The organism is Wolbachia endosymbiont (group A) of Bombylius major (assembly GCF_947251895.1).
Taxonomy (GTDB): domain Bacteria; phylum Pseudomonadota; class Alphaproteobacteria; order Rickettsiales; family Anaplasmataceae; genus Wolbachia; species Wolbachia pipientis.
In genome coordinates this window covers 1,457,581-1,476,266 of the sequence record NZ_OX366395.1, presented here as the reverse complement: position 1 = coordinate 1,476,266, position 18,686 = coordinate 1,457,581, and the positions used below count along the sequence as shown (strand labels likewise).

At 34.1% G+C, this 18,686-nt stretch carries 18 protein-coding genes and 1 pseudogene; 15 read left to right on the top strand and 4 right to left on the bottom strand.

Annotation, left to right across the window (positions count from 1 at the left end):
• Positions 1-119: 119 nt before the first annotated feature.
• The 6 genes from OPR49_RS07030 (at position 120) to OPR49_RS07005 (ending at position 5,507) form a co-directional block, all read left to right on the top strand.
• On the top strand, positions 120-905 hold the full coding sequence (locus OPR49_RS07030) for a hypothetical protein (protein ID WP_265027023.1): 786 nt from the start codon (positions 120-122) through the stop codon (positions 903-905).
• Between the two features lie 88 nt (positions 906-993).
• On the top strand, positions 994-1,947 hold the full coding sequence (locus OPR49_RS07025) for a D-alanine--D-alanine ligase (RefSeq protein WP_265027022.1): 954 nt from the start codon (positions 994-996) through the stop codon (positions 1,945-1,947).
• Positions 1,928-2,686, top strand: a complete 759-nt coding sequence (locus OPR49_RS07020) for a cell division protein FtsQ/DivIB (protein WP_265027021.1) — start codon at positions 1,928-1,930, stop codon at positions 2,684-2,686. Before OPR49_RS07025 ends, OPR49_RS07020 begins: the two co-directional genes overlap by 20 nt.
• 939 nt (positions 2,687-3,625) lie before the next feature.
• Positions 3,626-4,732 carry a D-alanyl-D-alanine carboxypeptidase family protein gene (locus OPR49_RS07015; protein ID WP_265027020.1) on the top strand — a complete coding sequence of 369 codons (1,107 nt, stop codon included), beginning with the start codon at positions 3,626-3,628 and terminating at the stop codon, positions 4,730-4,732.
• Between the two features lie 99 nt (positions 4,733-4,831).
• On the top strand, positions 4,832-5,146 hold the full coding sequence (locus tag OPR49_RS07010) for a DMT family transporter (protein ID WP_010082606.1): 315 nt from the start codon (positions 4,832-4,834) through the stop codon (positions 5,144-5,146).
• Between the two features lie 16 nt (positions 5,147-5,162).
• Positions 5,163-5,507, top strand: a complete 345-nt coding sequence (locus tag OPR49_RS07005; RefSeq protein WP_006279756.1) for a DMT family transporter — start codon at positions 5,163-5,165, stop codon at positions 5,505-5,507.
• 64 nt (positions 5,508-5,571) lie between these two features.
• Here the strand turns inward: OPR49_RS07005 and OPR49_RS07800 are convergent.
• Positions 5,572-6,494: pseudogene (locus OPR49_RS07800) on the bottom strand (IS110 family transposase).
• Positions 6,495-7,194: 700 nt separating this feature from the next.
• On the opposite strand from OPR49_RS07800, the gene OPR49_RS06990 reads away from it, so the two are divergent.
• Complete coding sequence (locus tag OPR49_RS06990; protein WP_265027019.1) at positions 7,195-8,274, top strand: hypothetical protein; 1,080 nt, start codon at positions 7,195-7,197, stop codon at positions 8,272-8,274.
• A gap of 53 nt (positions 8,275-8,327) precedes the next feature.
• Positions 8,328-9,416, top strand: coding sequence for an IS481 family transposase (locus tag OPR49_RS06985; RefSeq protein ID WP_265027486.1), 1,089 nt, complete (start codon positions 8,328-8,330; stop codon positions 9,414-9,416).
• A 706-nt stretch (positions 9,417-10,122) separates the two neighbouring features.
• Here the strand turns inward: OPR49_RS06985 and OPR49_RS06975 are convergent.
• Together OPR49_RS06975 and OPR49_RS06970 are read right to left on the bottom strand one after the other, a co-directional pair.
• Positions 10,123-11,697, bottom strand: a complete 1,575-nt coding sequence (locus tag OPR49_RS06975; protein WP_265027018.1) for a penicillin-binding transpeptidase domain-containing protein — start codon at positions 11,695-11,697, stop codon at positions 10,123-10,125.
• A complete protein-coding gene (locus OPR49_RS06970) occupies positions 11,652-12,491 on the bottom strand; it encodes a polysaccharide deacetylase family protein (RefSeq protein ID WP_320157598.1) in 840 nt (279 codons plus the stop codon). Before OPR49_RS06970 ends, OPR49_RS06975 begins: the two co-directional genes overlap by 46 nt.
• Positions 12,492-12,820: 329 nt before the next feature.
• On the opposite strand from OPR49_RS06970, the gene OPR49_RS06965 reads away from it, so the two are divergent.
• The 3 genes from OPR49_RS06965 to OPR49_RS06955 all read left to right on the top strand — a co-directional run bounded on the left by OPR49_RS06965 (position 12,821) and on the right by OPR49_RS06955 (position 14,322).
• Positions 12,821-13,480, top strand: a complete 660-nt coding sequence (locus OPR49_RS06965; RefSeq protein WP_012673223.1) for a JAB domain-containing protein — start codon at positions 12,821-12,823, stop codon at positions 13,478-13,480.
• A gap of 103 nt (positions 13,481-13,583) precedes the next feature.
• Positions 13,584-13,916 (top strand): helix-turn-helix domain-containing protein, encoded by a 333-nt coding sequence (locus OPR49_RS06960; protein ID WP_041582615.1) that lies wholly within the window; start codon positions 13,584-13,586, stop codon positions 13,914-13,916.
• 34 nt (positions 13,917-13,950) lie between these two features.
• Entirely contained in the window at positions 13,951-14,322 is a 372-nt protein-coding gene (locus OPR49_RS06955) for a helix-turn-helix domain-containing protein (RefSeq protein ID WP_041582616.1), read from the top strand.
• A 136-nt stretch (positions 14,323-14,458) separates the two neighbouring features.
• On the opposite strand, the gene OPR49_RS06950 is transcribed toward OPR49_RS06955, so the two are convergent.
• Positions 14,459-15,541 (bottom strand): hypothetical protein, encoded by a 1,083-nt coding sequence (locus OPR49_RS06950; protein WP_012673224.1) that lies wholly within the window; start codon positions 15,539-15,541, stop codon positions 14,459-14,461.
• Between the two features lie 198 nt (positions 15,542-15,739).
• On the opposite strand from OPR49_RS06950, the gene OPR49_RS06945 reads away from it, so the two are divergent.
• The 4 genes from OPR49_RS06945 to OPR49_RS06930 all read left to right on the top strand — a co-directional run bounded on the left by OPR49_RS06945 (position 15,740) and on the right by OPR49_RS06930 (position 18,603).
• Complete coding sequence (locus tag OPR49_RS06945; protein ID WP_012673225.1) at positions 15,740-16,663, top strand: hypothetical protein; 924 nt, start codon at positions 15,740-15,742, stop codon at positions 16,661-16,663.
• A 51-nt stretch (positions 16,664-16,714) separates the two neighbouring features.
• Positions 16,715-17,044, top strand: coding sequence for a helix-turn-helix domain-containing protein (locus OPR49_RS06940; RefSeq protein ID WP_007549995.1), 330 nt, complete (start codon positions 16,715-16,717; stop codon positions 17,042-17,044).
• 22 nt (positions 17,045-17,066) lie between these two features.
• Complete coding sequence (locus tag OPR49_RS06935; RefSeq protein WP_007549999.1) at positions 17,067-17,441, top strand: helix-turn-helix domain-containing protein; 375 nt, start codon at positions 17,067-17,069, stop codon at positions 17,439-17,441.
• A 398-nt stretch (positions 17,442-17,839) separates the two neighbouring features.
• Positions 17,840-18,603 (top strand): IS5 family transposase gene (locus OPR49_RS06930; RefSeq protein ID WP_156518237.1). Its coding sequence is split into 2 segments (ribosomal slippage): positions 17,840-18,194 and positions 18,194-18,603, totalling 765 coding nucleotides; the frame shifts between segments, so codons are not numbered across the junction.
• The last annotated feature ends 83 nt before the right edge of the window (positions 18,604-18,686 follow it).

Sequence of the window (18,686 nt, the reverse complement as noted above, 5' to 3'; positions counted from 1 at the left end):
AAGTTGTTATGCTGATAAATTAGTATCGATTAACTTAAGGATTAAGGAAAAAAGCTTATTGACTTTTGAAATATTTGATTATAAAATTAGCTATTAGCATCAAATCTTGGGGGTAAGTTGTGAGTATAAATAAAAGAGAAACCATTAAAAAGATTGAAGGGTTACTTTTTCAAGTGAATGGTGATCTTGAAAAAACATGTGATCTATTATCAACAGTAGAGTTAACCGAAGATGATATTAAAATATTGCTGAAAGAGATGATAAAAGAGTATCATAGCTTGTCTGAAAAGATTTCTTATAGTTGTGGAATTACTGCAGGCGGTGCACAAGATGCCAACGCAAACAGCTTCAACGAAGTTTTTAAGCTAGGTTCACAAGAGTTAGCATTAGCAATGATGTCAGATTTCAGAAAGTCTTATGATCAAGAATTATTTAAGAAATATAAAAAAGAAGAAATGTCTTATCCTGAAGGAGAAGGAATACAATTTATTAGAGAATTAAGAGTTCTAAGTAGAATACTTACTATATCTTTAATAAGGAAACTTGATGAAGTTTACAAGTTTACTCCAGAAGAAATTGAGCGTTTGAAGGAATATATGTTAGTTAGCAACTATGATACAAGCAAAAGTCTTTCTGATATAGACAAATATATGCATGCACTATCTGCCTTAATTAAAAACTCTTCACTTGATACAAAAAAGATATTTGAGCTAAATAATCGAATGATAATACACAATACAGCCTTAATTGATTTAGTAACTAGTGGAGTAGTGAAAAAAGAAGAAGCAAAAGAACAATCTGCTGAGGATTTAGAAAAGCTTGTCTGTGAACAGTATAAAGGTACAGCAAACATGCCAGTACCGTTGACGAGCACGCTATTTGAAGTGGATAAAAAAAGTGCTTGAAGAAAGTAAGAAGGTCTTATAGTTAGCCAAAGTAGGTATTTAATAAGCTTAATGTAACCATTATATATGCTATATAGTAAAACATAGAATGCTTATGGTTCCAACTATAGCAATTTTAAGTGGTGGGTTTTCTTGTGAGAGAGAAATATCGCTTATGAGCGGAAAAGCAGTAAAGAAGGCGCTCGATAGCCTTTCATATAATGCAATAGAAATAGATGTTGACAGCAATATTGCTGAAAAGCTTAAAAAAATTAATCCGGGCCTTGCTTTTATCGCTCTGCATGGACCTTATGGTGAAGATGGCTGCATTCAAGGTTTATTGGAAATCTTAGGTATAAAATATACACACTCAGGAGTTATGGCTTCGGCTGTTGCTATGAACAAGGCAATGTCAAAGCATATATTCCGGTCCCTTAGTATTGATACTCCAAAAGGTTATGTAATTAGCCGAGAAGATGTACTAAAAAATAATATTAAAATCGATTATCCGTACGTCTTAAAACCAATTAATGAAGGTTCAAGTATTGGAGTGTACATAATTTTCTCGCACGAGGATTACTTAGAACTGAAAGATAATAGTTCTACTATAATGGAAAAGATGATCGTAGAAGAATACATACCGGGCATAGAGTTACATACTGCTGTATTGCTGGATGAAGCAATTGGTACTATAGAAATAAGACCAAAAAATAAATTCTATGATTATGAAGCAAAGTATACAGATGGATTTGCAGAACATATATTTCCTGCTGAAATTCCTAACAATATATATAAAATGACCTTGGAACACGCACTGAAAGTTCATCAATTTTTAGGATGCAAAACTATTTCCCGCTCAGATTTCCGTTATAATCCCAAAAATAACACTTTAAAAATGCTTGAGATTAATACACATCCTGGCTTTACTGAGTTATCGTTAGTGCCAGAAATTGCAAAATTGGCAAAAGGAATCAATTTTAATGAATTAGTTAAAATTATTATTGAAGATAGTTTGCAGCACAAAAATATTAGGGATTTAAGTCATGTTGAGCAGTATTACTAGAAGCCAAAGGAGTTTTTTGCGTAAGTGTGCCTTGGTTATTATCACAGCACTTTTTCTTACGCTAATACTTTACAGCTCACTTGATAAAATAATAAATCGATTTAATTACTACTTTACTTGGTATAATGACTGCCTATCTAGTTTATTACTCAGTAGTGGATTTTCAATCGACGAAGTAGTCGTGAGCGGCAATAAATTTACAAACAAAAAGGATATTCTAAGTTTGACAGATAGAACGCAACCTATCCTGTATATATCACTTTCAAAACTTGCCGGTAACATACAATCCGTAAGCAGGTGGATAAAACACGTAAGAGTTCACAGAATTTTGCCCAATACTCTACACATTAATATAGATGAGCATAAACCGTTTGCTCTCTGGAAAGATAATAACAAAACCTCGGTAATTGATTTTGAAGGTAAAGTGATCGTAGATGACTATCTAGTAGATGATCTTGTTGTAATTACAGGACAAAACTCGTTATCAAACCTAGAATTTGTTAGAGATGTGTTGGAGAGTAAAACTCAATTAAGAGACCACATTTCTTCTTTTGCTTATATAGGGAATAGAAGATGGAATATCATACTTGATAACGATTCCACAGTAAAACTGCCTGAAGATAACCCTTATAGTGCATGGAACTATTTAAACCACTTACACAATACAACTGATTTTACTTTCAGCGATTGGAGTATTATTGATATGCGTATTACTGATAAAATCTTTGTGAAGAGGTGATCTGCTGTCATCCAAGCAGCGGGATACTTAACCGTCATACCGCGATTCATTCGCGGTATTCAGCCGTTAACAAGCAGCGGAATGACAGCAATCCTACGTCATACCGCGATTCATTCACGGTATCTCTTGGCATAGATCCCGCTAACACGTAGCGGGATGACGGTTGTCAGGCTAGCTGTCATCCCAGTAGCCTCCTTCTCCTGTCATCCCAGTGCCCTCTACCTTGTCATCCCAGTGCCCAGACACTGGGATCCAGGAAAAAGAATGGTGTCATGAAAGTAGCTGACACTGATTCCTTTATGATGGTGTCATCCCAGTGTCAAGCACTGGGATGACAAGGTAGAGGGCACTGGGATGACACCCTACTAGCGGAAGTTACTCTCAAATGTTTGTTCATGTTAGCTATAAATATTAAGAAATTTACCAAACGAAAAGAAAGGCAAAAGAAGCCCCGTGGTGGTTGGCTATTTACTATGTACTAAAATATCGGCGTTTTTTTTATTCTAAAACGCTTGATTAAGAGCGATTTAGTTGCTTTTAAGCCGCAACTAATCTAAATTATAAACATTAAGAAATTTACTAAACAGAAAAAAAGGCAAAAGAAACCCTAGGGTAGCTAGTTATTCACTATCCATTTTTTAAGTTGGCGTTTTTTTATGTTTTAAATGCTTTATAAGCACATTTTAGCTTATATTAGGTAAAAACCTAGAATTTTATAAAGACATAAGGTGCACATAGTGCAAAAAATTAAACATGAGACGCCAGATACGTGAGTTTTTTTGTCATTTAATCTGTACAGAGAAGATAAATAAATAGCTTCAGTACCATGATAAGGGGGCTGGCGAGATGTGTCAAGGAATTTTTACGTAAGAGATCTATTGAAATGCCCCTGTAAAATTATACTATTAATTAGTGCACTGTAAATTTAAAATTATAGATATGTTAAGCAGATTGGTAATTTTGCTATTAGTTTCCATACTTCCTTTTTCTTCATACTCATACCAGTTTAGAACCAAAGCAAAGCAAGCAGTAGTCTTAGATTTAGCTTCAGACTCGTTCATTTTTGACCATAATTCTGATGAAAAAATGGCCCCATCTTCAATGAGCAAGCTAATGACTTTATATGTAGCATTCGATTATCTAAAAGCTGGAATAATACACATGGAGGATAAATTTCGAGTAAGTAGAAAAGCGTGGGAAAGAAAAGGCTCTTCTATGTTTTTGAAAGAAGGTCAATTTGTTACAGTGAGAGAATTACTTGAAGGAATTACAATAGTTTCAGGTAATGATGCCTGCATAACACTAGCCGAGGGCATTGCAGGATCAGAAGAGAACTTTGTGGCTGAAATGAATGAGGTTGCACAAAATTTGAATCTGAATGACAGTCATTTTGTCAACTCAAGTGGGTGGCCAGATGGAGATCATTTTATGAGTGCAAAAGACTTGGTAATGCTGGCAAAAAGGATTTTCACCGATTTTCCTGAATATTATGATTTATTTTCTGAACAATATTTGACATATAATGAAATTGTACAAAAGAATAAAAATCTTCTACTTTTTCACGACATTGGGGTTGATGGCTTAAAAACCGGTTATACAAATGCTGGTGGTTACGGCATTGTAGCATCTGCAAAACGAAATGATAGGAGAATTTTTGCTGTCATAAATGGCTTAAACACTGAGAAAGAGCGAATAGAAGAAGCAAAAAGACTGATACAATATTCCTTAAATCATTTTAACACCAAGAAAATATTCGCTAAGGATAGCATAGTTGAGGAAGTAAATGTTCTCTATGGAAAAGATAAAAAAGTGCCTATTACAGTTGCAAACGATGTTACCATAACTTACAACCGCAAATTGCATGACCAAATTAAGGTGCGTATTGAATATAAAGATATGATACCTGCACCAATTAAAAAAGGTCAAGAAGTGGGCAAAGTTTTTGTAGAAATACCAGGTATTGAGCAACAAACTACACCACTTTATGCAGCAAATGACGTGCAGGAATTGAATTTCGTAGAAAAGTTTTTTAGGATGTTGTTTTAAGTTTGATATTAAAGCAATTTCGAAAGAGAGATTTATTGCACTTTAGTGTAGTTTTAACTAACAATTTCTGTTACAATACAAGATTGAAGTGTTACGAAAATGTGCTGGTTGTATTTGTTGCTGTCTAGTATCCTAGAGATACTGTGGGCTGTAACGCTAAAGTTTAGTAACAGTTTTACTAAAGTTGTGCCTTCGATTGCAACATTGGTAATTATGATCATTAGCATTTACTTTTTATCTCTTGCAGCATGCTTTCTACCTATTAGGGTATGCTATGCAGTTTCCTCTGGAATATGCACAATTGGAATAACTATAATTGGTGCAACCACTTTCACAGAGAATATTAATTTATCTCAAGTTTTATGTATCGTTTTAATTGTAATAGGAAGCATAGGGCTAAAGCTCTCTATTTAAACCTAAAAATTTATGCATGAATTGGATATATTTACTCTTATCGTCACTAATTGAAGTGTTCTGGGTCATAACACTTAAGCATAGTTATGGATTTACTCATCTCGTACCATCAATAATTAGCATACTCTCCATGGCTCTTAGTACATATTTACTTTCGCTCGCTACACGTTCTATACCTATCGGAGTATGCTATGCAATTTGGACTGGAGTGGGCGCTATAGGAGCTTCGATACTTGGAGTTTACCTATTTGATGAACCAGTTAATTTATTCGAAGTAATATGCTTTATTTTAGTTACATTCGGGATTATAGGATTAAAATTGTTTGATACTGCAAAACAAACTGTTGATAAAATGGAATAAAAGATCCCACTGGGATGAAAGAAGCAGATACTCCATATTGTCATGCAAATTGGAATCTACCGTCTTAAGAGTCAAGATAAAAGTTGTTATTTTTTATCATGGCATTTAAACAAACGATAATTTTTCTCATGACAGCAACTAATGCAACCTTAGCAGCTTTGCCAGAATCAACCAAACGCTGATAAAACGCTTTCATTTTTCTGTTGTGGCGCATAGCAACAAGAGCTGACATGTATAGTGCTTTTCTTGCATAAAACCTGCCTCCTTTGATTTGAGCTTTGCCAACTTTTCTTCCACTTTCACTAGTTTTAGGTGCAACTCCAACTAAGCATGCAATTTCTCTATTCTCTAATCCACCAAGCTCAGGCACCTCTGTCAGTAGAACGCTCGCCGTCTTTGACCCAATACCTTTATAGCTGATTAAAAGCTCATTTTTTCCTTTCAATTCAGGGTCAGAATCTATTGTGTCTTCTATGTCTTGCCTAATTTCTTTCAATTGTTTTTCAGCAAACCCTATCTGTCTTTCTATGTATTCTCTAGCTTTTCCCGTCGCACTTTGCAGGCGACACTTGTTTGCATGAATTGCATCATTTAAATTACGCTCAACTGCCCCCAGCTCCTTTAATTCCTCTTGCTTTTGTGGAATTATACATCCTTTTACTTCACCGTCTTTACTGACAAATTCAGCGTATTTTTCCAGTAATTTAGCATCTAACTTGTCAGTTTTTGCAAAATGATTGCAAGCTTTGGCAAATGCATATACCCGATTCGGGTGAGCTTTATGGACAGTTATCTTGCAACAATTTTATAATGAGCTTTTCATAGCCACCAGTTTACACATAACTTGATGGGTAAATCGACTATATTTGTTTCTATAAACTTAGATATAGCATCACTCACGTTTGCTATGCGCTTATACTTGCCATTAATTGAGATGTCCAATGCTTCCTTGGAAACATCTACTCCCATGAAAATTATTCTAGCCATTTTTGTACCTATAAATATCATCAAACAATAATGCAAAATGCTGTATACAGGATTGTAATTCGATCTTTTAGATCCACCTACCGTTCGTACTACATTTTGCTTTAAGCCTTACTATTACCCACAAATAAAAACATAGTATTGTATTTACTCAAATAATTTAATTTTATTAACCTGAAAGCTTATTAGATTAAAATTATTAAACTAAGAGTTATAATTTTAGCAACTAAAAGCTGTAAATTGCACCATATAAACAGTTATTTCAAGCAAAAGTTATGCCATTAAGAGCTATGCAACAAACATTTATATTTGTGGGTAATAGTAAGATCTAAATCCGATAGAGCATTGTTGGCACACCATCAAAAGTCGCCTCAGACCTCTAATGCATCAATGTACAGACTTACACCTTTTAGTTGGTAATACCATTTTAGACGTTTATCATTCGTTTTAGAAAATACTATAGTAGCGGAATGACGAATTTTTGTTTTTCAAATTGTCAGTAAATCTAAGTCAGTTTAGCTATATAAAACATAGTATAAAAAGAGCTATTTTAGCAAAATTTTAAACAAATAAAGTTAATTACTTCACAATTGATACCTTACGAGAAAAGCACATTTGATACAGATTTAAAATACAAGTTAACGAATTATTATGATTTTTACCAAGATAATAATATAGTAAGGTTTGGTAGTGAGGTATCAAAATGGGAAAATACACTAATGCATGGTTTTATAAGAAGACTGACCCAAATCATCACGATTGTGCAAATGATGGCACTTGTGGGCAATCTATACAAAATTGTGAAATTGGTAATACAGACATTTCTTTTTTTGATAGTAACAAAAACTTAATTGCCAAAGTACCTAAACTACCAAAGTATTCTAGTGATAAATATGGGCATCAATTGTATAAGGAAGCCGAGTCAAAGCAGTTCAATTATTTTTCCACAAATATACATGATATTTTGTCTAACAGCTTTACCGTTAAATACGGGTATATAAATTGTACTATAAAATACGACAACTTATCTGAGCAGGAACAAAACCAAATAGAAACAGACATTAAAACTGCCTATGGGGCATTTAAAGAAAAGTTTTGCTTCAAAGATAGTAGCATAATTAAAGATATAAAGGTTTACATTTTCAATAATAGAAGCGATTATATAAAGTATAACAATCTTCTCGGCATAGATGAAGACGGTGGTCCAGGATATATTACACGAGGAGTAACAGATTATCAGAATATTCTGACATATAAGCAAAGTGCCATGGATTTTGTTCTAGGTCATGAGCTAGGTCACATATTTCAATTACGTTTTTCACCATCAGCAACAGTCCGAACTTTGAATATTCTGGATACTGAACTCATAGCAAATGTTGTTGGACGAGAGGTAGAAGAAAAAAATTATAAAGCTATTTGCAAGCAGATGGGTGTAGATGAATATAAAGACCGTGGATCAATGTTTAGTTTTAAATACAAAGGCACCACTTATAGAGCAGAACACAGAGATTATCTTTCAGCAGAAGAAGAAAAACTTCAATTTATCAAAGACATTAAGAACTCTCATGAATCGCTCGTTAGTGAATGTGATGGATTGGGGAACGAGAATACAACTTTAGTGATTTACATTGATGAAAATAAGGAGATAAGTCGAATGTATTTTCAAAACTCCGACAAAAATATATTCAAACAGCTAGATAAGACATTTATAAGCAGAAGTAACCCTGAAGAAGAGGTGGAAGAATCAAATGAAGTAGAACAAAGTGTATTAAACAGGACTTGATATGACACTTTAAAAAAGTAAGTTAAGAATAATAAAAATAAGGAGTGTTAGAAATGAGTACAATACAAACAAAAATACTAAAACCAAAACTAGGATTACTAGAGCTAGCAAAACAATTAGGAAATGTGTCTCAAGCGTGCAAAGTGATGGGATACTCAAGAGATACATTTTATCGATTCAAGGAGTTATATGAAAATGGGGGAGAAGAAGCATTACATGAAATAAGTAAGAAAAAACCGCTATTAGCAAACAGAGTTTCGGAAGATATAGAAAGAGCAATAATTGGCATAGCTACAGAATTTCCTGCATATGGACAAGAAAGAGCTGCAAATGAGCTGAGAAAAAGAGGTATAATAATTTCCCAAGGAGGAGTAAGATCTGTATGGCTAAGAAATGACCTTGAAACTTTGAAAAAGAGACTTAAAGCACTGGAGGCAAAAGTAGCTCAAGACGGAATCATTTTAACTGAAGAACAACTTGCAGCTTTAGAAAAAGTGAAAGAACAAAGGGAAGCTCATGGTGAAATTGAGACGCAACATCCAGGTTATTTGGGTTCTCAAGATACCTATTATGTGGGCAATATCAAAGGCATAGGGCGCATTTATCAGCAAACTTTTGTTGATACTTATTCCAGAGTTGCAATGGTTAAACTTTACACGGACAGAACAGCTATTACAGCTGCAGATCTTCTTAACGATAGAGTTATCCCATTTTTTGATGAGCAGAGAATTCCATTATTACGCATTCTAACTGATAGGGGTACGGAGTATTGTGGCAAGCCCGAAAATCACGCTTATCAGCTATATTTAGGAATCGAAAATATCGATCATTCTAGAACCAAAGCCAACTCTCCACAAACTAATGGCATATGTGAAAGATTCCATAGAACTATGCAAGATGAGTGTTACAATATTATCTTTAGAAAGAAAATCTACTATTCTTTGGAGGATCTACAGATCGATGTTGATCATTGGTTGCGTTCTTACAATGAGACAAGGCCTCACTCAGGCAAATACTGCTATGGCAAAACACCTATGCAAACGTTTTTTGACAGTAAACATATTGCTTTTCAGAAAAATATTAGTAGCATTAAACAACAGCCTGATATTAGTTTTGACTACGTCAATTCTTCTGTCAGTTAATTCTTCTCTGTCAGATTAAATCTTGTCTTTTACACTTCCCGTGTTTCTACGGCGCACTGTCATCCCAGTGCCCAGACACTGGGATCCAGAAGACTTAATTCTAACCAAGTGGTTGCATAATAAAGACTGGATCCAGAAAACTTAACTTTAAATAAGTGGCTGCATAATAAAGACTAGATTCCAGCGTCACGCGCTGGAATGACACCATTTTCGGTCTCTTAAATTGCTTTAGCTACAAACATTAAGAAATTTACCAAACGAAAAAAAAGGCAAAAGAAGCCCTAGTCATTGTCTGTTTTCAGTATTGGCGTTTTTTAAGTCTTAAACGCTGCAATTTAGCTGCTTTTAAATGCAACTCACCTTAGTTTGAATGTTTAAGAAATTTACTAAGCAGAAAAAAAGGCAAAAGAAACCCCGTGTTAGCTAGTTGTCACTCTCTAATCCTGCAAATCGGCGTACTATACTGTCTTAAACGACTTATAAGCGCGTTTCAGCTTATATAGGTAAAAACCCAGAAATGTTGTGAAGACATAAGGTGCACATAGTGCAAAAAATTAAAAATAAGACGCCAACTACGTTGTTTTCTTGCTGTTTAATCTGCACAGATGAAGATAACTGAATACCTTCAGCATCATGATAAGGGGGCTGGCGAAGGGTGTCAAGTAAGTTTTTTCGTTTCTATTCCCAATAAAAGTTTGTTATATGGTTATGCAAGAAGTTTAATACTCATAGTTTCAAGCATATACTGAAATATTTCATTAGCTATAGCAACATCTTGGCGTGGGGCTTTGCCGTGTTCTATAAACACAGAGATTGCATAGCGCGGGTTATGGTAAGGGCCATAAGCGATAAATAACTTATGACTTTCGCCCTTAGAGTTTATCTCTGGTGTACCGGTTTTACCGGCAATTTGTATACCGCTTAGCCCTTTCTTATAGGTTCCAGTTTTAGAATTCACCACATCAAACATAGCTTTTCGAACTATGCTAAGATGCTCACAATCCAAATCAATATCGGGAAAATCTTGTATCGTTTCATTCATCTTAATGTGGGGAATTACCTCTTTTCCTGTTGCAATCCTCGCTGCAAGAACTGCAAGCTGTAGTGGTGTTGTAAGCATATACCCTTGTCCTATAACTAAGTTGATAGTGTCACCTAAATACCACTGCGAATATAGCTTTCGTGTACGCCAATCTCTATCTGGCAACAATCCCGGAGCTTCTTCTTTAAATGTTCCAATCAGTGTCCCACTTCCAATACCAAATTTTCTGGCCATTTCTACTAGAGAGTCTACACTTATTTTTTTTCCTATATTATAAAAGTAAGTGTTGCATGATAATGCCATTGCCTCATTTAAAGATACATACCCATGGACTTTGCTTTTCAGACAACGAAATTTCCGCTCACCTATTTTCATATAGCCCTTACACGAGAATTTCTCTTCTGGTGTTATTATCCCGTCTTTTAAACCCGCAAGCGCAACCATTATTTTAAATATTGAACCAGGTGGAATTTGATATGATAACGCACGATTCACGAGCGGCAATGAAGGAGCATTCAAGCTTTCCCAAGTCTCATTTGATAGCCTGCTAGCAAAAAGATTATTATCGTAAGAAGGTGAATTATATAATGCTAAAATTTCTCCATTATTTACATCAATTACCACTGCGGAGCCTTGGTGATCTTTAAATACCTCTGCGGTTTTCTCTTGCAGATTAATATCAATTGTCAGTTGTACATCTTGTCCGTCTTGTTGTGGTATACTTGATAATTCTTTTATGACGCGTTTTTTAGAATTTATTTCCTGCTCAGATTTTCCTGACTTGCCTTTCAATATATGATCATATGTATATTCAATACCGCTGATTCCTACTTCGCTTATGCCTTGCTGTCTTTTTGTATATCCAATTACATGAGAACACATTGAACCAAACGGGTAATAACGTTTATAAAGAGCAGTTATTTTTTCTGACGATTTTGCTATTTTATACTCGACTTCTGATAATGTCTGCAAATCAACTTCCTTACCAGAACCATCAAACAAAACAACATACGAAATTTTGTTTACCGCAAGTTCAATGCTATTCCTATCTAAAATTTTGCCCCGCTTAGGCATAATAGTAGCAACTCTTATTCTATTACTATTAGATAGTGCTTCGTACTTTTGTCTGTTTCGTATTTGTAAATTATATAACCTGCAACTAAAAACCGCAGAAATGGTAAGCTGAATACCACCTAATATGAATGCTCTGCGGTTAAAGACTTTGTTTTTTGTCCACATAACATTCCTTCAAAATGCACTTTTTTCCCCTCTTTTATTGTTACACTTCTGGCTTTTACCGTATTACAAACCCTTTTTTCCCACTCACTTAAGGTCACAAACTTATAACCTGATTTTTTTAGTATTTTAATAATATGAGGTAAAGCTTCAATTGTGTTTGATCTGTTATTGTGATCATGAAACAGTATAACTGCCCCATTATGTATATTACTTAAAACTCTTTCAACTAAAGCTTCTGGTTTATCACCTTGCCAATCTAGCGAATCAACTGTCCATAATATCGAATACATATTCAATTGATCAGTATTTTTAATCAGATTATCGTCATAACATCCATATGGCGGACGAAACCATTTTACATCTTGTTTTGTTGCACTTTTAATTGGTATATTTGTCTTTTCCAGTTCTTGCAATTGTTCCTCACTTGAAAGTGATGTCAGCTTTCTATGTGACCAAGAGTGATTGCCTAACTCATGACCTGATTCATGAATTTTCTTTACTATTTCAGACGTTTTTTTATTTATACGTTCACCAAGCACAAAAAACGTTGCTTTTGCTTCATAGCTTTCCAGAACATTAATAATATCGTTTATTCTATTGTTGGAAGGCCCATCATCAAACGTAAGCGCAACAAACTTATCGTCGTTATTCAATAATTTTTTTATATTACTTAAATTTCTATATGATAGATCCAGATTACAACTGAGCCCACAGTATGGTAAATTAAAATTACAATCACTACAAAAAGCCGTACTTGAATATAGTAAGAAAAAAGTGATTATCCTTATAAACATTTGTAATCAGCAAAGTGATAGAATACTACACTTTTTTGCTAAGTTAAGCCATCTTTAATTGCTGTAGCCTTTACTTCATCGCTTCTTTAATATATTGTATTAACAATTTTATATAATATATTATGATTGCAAATATAAATACCGTTGCGCTTCAGGGAATTAGCACAGTAAATGTCAATGCACAAATTCATATGGCAAATGGTATTCCAGCTTTTAAAGCAACAAGGACAACATTGCAAATTTAGAGTTCAAAAGGGTTATTCCTCGAGAACTATTGCGTCAGAAAGTTGGCGCTGAATTTGTATATAATGTTGACCTTGGAGGTTTTTATGAATAATAGTGAGAGAAAAGAAAAATTGGAAACTCGCATTTTATCAAGTAGAGGCAGGTCTTTACTTGACCATGAGCTACTGGAACGTACTCTATCTGAATGTGAAGAAGGAAGAGAAGTGGCCAAAAAGCTAATAGAGCTCTTTAGTAGTTTAGGAAGGGTAATTAACGCTGACTTTCATGAGCTAAAAAATGTTACAGGAATGAATGATGGAGCAATAGCAAGTATCTTTTGTCTGAAAGAGATTTTCGATAGGATACTGAAAGGTAAGTTAAAAAAGCTGTCGATTCTTGATAACAGAGAAGAGCTACTAAAATACTTTAAAACAGCAATAGGGCAGTCACGAAAGGAAAGCTTGCGAGTAATATACTTAGATCGAAGTGGTCATTTGATATACGAGTATATTCAAGACTGTGGAACTATAGACAGAGTACCTCTATATGTGAGAGAAATAATCAAACAGGGATTACTGATCGATGCATCATCTATTGCAATTTCACATAATCATCCAAGTGGAGATACAGAACCATCAAAGGAGGATGAGGATAACACACTTACATTAGCTGCAACCTGCGAAAATGTAGGAATGAAATTAATAGATCACATAATCGTAACACAGAAGAGCCACTTTAGTTTTTATGATAGTGGTTTATTGTAATCTGTAGACCGGAAGGAAAGTTCTCCAACTTTCCTTCTTTTTTTCTACTTCATAAATTAAAAAATTCAATATAAGCTTGAGCAGCTAAAATTAGTAATGAAAGGTGGAATTAGGCAAAAAAATAAAAGAACTTAGATTATACTGTGGTTTAACACAAACTGAGTTGGGAAAGAAAATAGGCGTTTCGTATAGACAAATACAAAGGTACGAAAATAGTTCAAACCAAATTTTGGCCAGTAGGCTATACGACTTAGCAAAAGCACTATCGATTAATGTGGCTGATTTTTTTACTGATGTGCATGTCGACTCACATGAAACTTATGATGAAGAAATACTAAAATTAGTCAAAGGATATAATGAAATTAAAAGCAAAAGGTTACGTAGCGTAGTTTATATATTGGTAAAATCTTTTTCTCAAAGTTACAATGAGAGTTAGTATTGCTTCAATACCTCAGTTAATATATTAATAAATGATTGTACAAGATGAACAACATCCTATTGATAAACAAATAGGTGAAAGAATAAGGAAGAGAAGGTTAATATGCGGTTTTAGCCAAAGAGACTTAGGAAAAAAGCTCGGAATTTCATTTCAGCATATACAAGGATATGAAACTGGAGAGGTAAGGCTTGTAATTGATAGATTGTATAATTTGGCAGAAGCTTTGTCCGTTGATATGTCATATTTTTTTACCAAAGCTTCTGAAGACTTACACGATAAGGCCTTTTGTAGCGATGTGGGTAGTGAAGAAATATCAAGGCTAGTGAGGGAATACAGGAAAATTAAGGATGAAACGTTGCGTGATATTGTGCATTCAGTGATAAAAGCGCTTGCCAATAAATAATATTGCCTGAATATATCTTCAATCCACTTCTACAAGCAATGCTAGTTAAGGTAAATTTTTTATGGTAATTTTGATTAAATTTCAAGAACTACTTTACTTTGCAATAATTATGGCTATGTAAAAACATAGCCACCAATCAAGAACGTCCTACAGATGTCGTTTTGGTATCTTTTAATTTGCTCACCCAAGAAAAGGTCTCACTACTTTTAGAATTTTGGTCGCCCCACCTTCCACATCTAGTAAAGCTGCCTTTTTCCACTACTTCTTTAACAGACATTCCACCAAATAAACAACCCTTTCCTACGATTTCTCCTATTTCTTGCAACTCGTTCCACATTTCTTCATCTTCTACCTCAACTTGTACTTGATGATAGTCTTCTGTGTCATGATATACCATTAAATTTAGCTCTCCTAGGCTAGTGCAAAGTGTTACTGTAAAAGCGCTGTTATCGGATATATCTACGTAATTTCTTTTACCGTCTTTCCCAGTTTTGACCTCAACTTCACCATCACCTATTTTTATGATACTACCGCCAAGGTTTAAGTCTCCTTTACTTAAGCCCAAATTTTTTGCACCTTCTACAACTTTGGCAACATCAACTATGCAGCTATGTGAAAATTCAATATAGAAGGTCTTATTATCGATTTCTACATCTTCAACAGTTCCTTCTATAGTAGCGTCTTCTCCAACTTCCCTAAGTTTCTTGAGCCTACTATATATTTGTGGCTCAATTTCTTTTTGCACTTTTTGATACATTTCAGCTATTTTCTTATCAACTTGTACATTAAAATCTGCTCCATGTAAGGCTAACTTTCTGATTATATCTTCTTGTTTATTTTCTTTGAATTCATCACGATACATCTTAAACATTGTAACGTTAGTGAAGCTAAAGCCATCTTCGTTGCGAGCGTTTACTCTTATTCCTAAATCCAAAGCTTCATCGACGATTTTACTTAATTTGTCTAGATTTTCAGCTGCAATAGCTTTTTCCAAGAATTCATTTAATTTCACATTTTCATATTCACTTAGCCTTATCTTGCATAAAGCTGATCGAAATGGATTGAGCTCCTCAGGATATGTTAAGACAGGTAATTTACTAATCTTTTTATTTGCTGTTGGAGCAGCTTTTATAAAATTAGGTAATAACCCTTCTTTTGCTATTCGCTCTACCGCTTTTAACATTTTACTAGACAATTTTTTACCATTTATTTTTTTCATTGTAACCCTCATTTAATTTCATTACTATTCGATCATATCGTGATAAATATTATTTAATTGTTAATATTATACGACTTATTGATTTACTATATATTATAATAACAAGTTTTGCGGGCATCTACACTAGAAAAACACATCCTATAAAAATTATTTCAGTTTCAACAAAAATGGGGTATCGTAATCGTAAAATTGAAAAAAATGGATATCCTATCTTACTCTACTGAAAAGCTGAAAAAGCATTGTCAGCTACTTGATGATGAAGAAAAAATAGTTCTATATGAGCAGCTGCTAGACAAGGCTAAAGATATACTTGAAAACTCAAGAGATGATATTGCAAAGTTGAAAGAGGTAAGCAAAGCAGTTGTAGCAATAGAGGAAACTACCGATAAGCAGTTACTAGAAAAGTTTAATGATGATCACCCGCTAAGAGAAGTGGACATTTTAATCTACTCTCCTCAAGGAAATACTGAATATCTATTCAGCATAGATAACTCATCAGAGCTTTATGATTTAAAAGAAGATAAAGAAAAAGCTCTTTATAATGCAGTAAAGTTAAATGATGTTGAGCTTGTAAAAAAGCTGCTAATGATCCTTTCACCTACAGAAGTAAGTAATTTTGACACGAAATACTTGGAAGAATTGAAAATATTGCTGTCAGGAATTCACAAAGAATTGCAATTATCACAAGATATGAAAAATTATCTTGAGAAGACGATAAAGTTCTATAGTTTTTTATGTAGTAATTTTAACTTACTAGTTACAAATCCTACTGACGTAAAAGCCATAATTGATCTATTTGCTGCTCAACCAAATATTGATTACCAAATAGATAAGCTTCTACTTTCTTTTATTGTAAGAGATGTTGAGGAAAAAAAGCTAAACTCTGAAATTAGTCATATGATAGAACTTCTTGAGCAACACGAAAGATTTGCTGAGCTCGAATACAAGGTTAGAAGATTAAGATCAGAGTTTGCAAGTGGCAAAAGCAGATACTCGGCTGAAGTAATACGAAATAGCATTGCAGAACGAGAAAAAGAGATGAGGGAAATTGAGAAAAAATACGTAAGGCCAAACGATTTAATTAGCGAGAGGCAGAAATTATTAAAGCAATTACTTTGCTAGCTTTTTTTCCACTTCATAAAATTTGTTGTAAATTTGAATAAGAGGTGAAAAGTGCAATTAGGTAAAAAAATAAAACAACTTAGGTTAGATCGTGCTTTGACACAGACCGAATTGGGAAAGAGAATAGGTGTTTCGTATAGACAGATACAAAAGTACGAAAATGGTTCAAATTGTGTTTTGGCCAGTAGATTATATGATTTAGCAAAAGCACTATCGATAGATGTTGCTAACTTTTTTACTGATATGCACACTGACTCACATGAAGCTTATGATGAAGAAATACTAAAGTTAGTCAAAGGATATAACGAAATTAAGAGCAAAAGGTTACGTAGTGCAGTTTATATATTGGTAAAATCTTTTTCTCAAAGTGATAATACATAGTTAATATTACCTGATACGTAAAATGACTATACAACATCCTATCGATAAACAAATAGGTGAAAGAATAAGGAAAAGAAGGCTAATGTGTGGTTTTAGTCAAAGAGACTTAGGAAAAAAGCTTGAAATTTCATTTCAGCATGTACAAGGATATGAAAGCGGAGAGATTAGGCTTGTAGTTGATAGGTTATATAAATTAGCAGAAGTACTATCGGTTGATATGTCGTATTTTTTTACCAAAGCCTCTGAAGACTTACATGATAAGGCCTTCCATAGCGATGTAGGCAGCGAAGAAATATCAAGGCTAGTGAGGGAATATAGAAAAATTGAGGATGAAACTCTGCGTGACATTGTTCATTTAGTGATTAAGGCTCTTGCTAATACAGGCTTTAAAGCATAAATTCTCTCCTTGAGTCGTTGAAGAAAACTTAAACTTTCATTTTCTTCATCATTTTGCTTTTCTTTCACTTTGATGCGTGTAGTTATACCCTACACAAAGTATAATGTTTTAAAAATAAAAACCTGCACCATAAAATATTGAGATTTAGAATATTAACTTATAAAGTCTTTTCGGCAGTTTTAGCGAGGGTTTATTAGCAAGGATGTTGGAGGTTAGCAATGACTATATCTGAAGGTGTAATACAGCGTATAAGGCATAATGATAAGAACGCGATAGGGGGATGATTTTTTGGTCAAGGTGGCTGTGCACCATCCAGCTAAGTTTGATAGCTTAGAACCTGTCTTGAAAGGGAATAAAGAAAAGAGTATGATGAGGTAAGCAAAAAATAGGAGGGTAAATTGTATCCAAGTGATATAAGTGACAAGGAATGGGAAATTTTAGAGCCCTATGTTGCACAAGGAGCGATAGGACGACCAAGAAAACATAACATCAGAACAATTATTAATGCAATAAGGTATATAATGAGGGGTGGTTGCCAGTGGAGAATGCTACCAAAGGATTTTCCCCCATGGAAAACGGTGTATGACTATTTTATCAGGTGGCGTAATAATGGAAAATTGAAAAAAATACATGACATGCTAGTAAAAGAGGTAAGAAAAATGGTTGGTAAAAATGAAACACCTTCAGTAGGTATAATTGACAGTCAATCAGTGAAAACGACTCAAAAAGGGGATCAAGAGGATATGATGCCGGTAAAAAAATAAAGGGTAGAAAACGCCATATTATTGTAGATACACTAGGTCTTGTAATTACTGCAGAGGTACACAGCGCAAGCATTCAGGATCGTGATGGTGCTACCAATCTTTTTATTCAAGCTAAATGCAAAGCTCCAACATTACGTAAGTTTTTTGCTGATCAAGGATACAAAGGTAAATTACAAAATCGATGTTTGTTGGAAACTGGATGTTTGCTAACGATTACCAAGAAATTGGTTGATACAGGATTTCAGGTTATTCCTAAACGTTGGATTGTAGAACGAACCTTTGCTTGGCTTTCCAATTTTAGACGCATGAGCAAGGATTACGAGCATTCTCCTCTTACTTCAAAAAACAATATCTTATTTAATATGATTACTTCTATGCTTACTAAATTAGCTGCTTAACTCCTTTCAAGACAGGTTCTTAGAAGTAACAAAATTTTTAGTAAATAATAAAGGTGTAAGTTTTAACGCTAAAACTAATGACG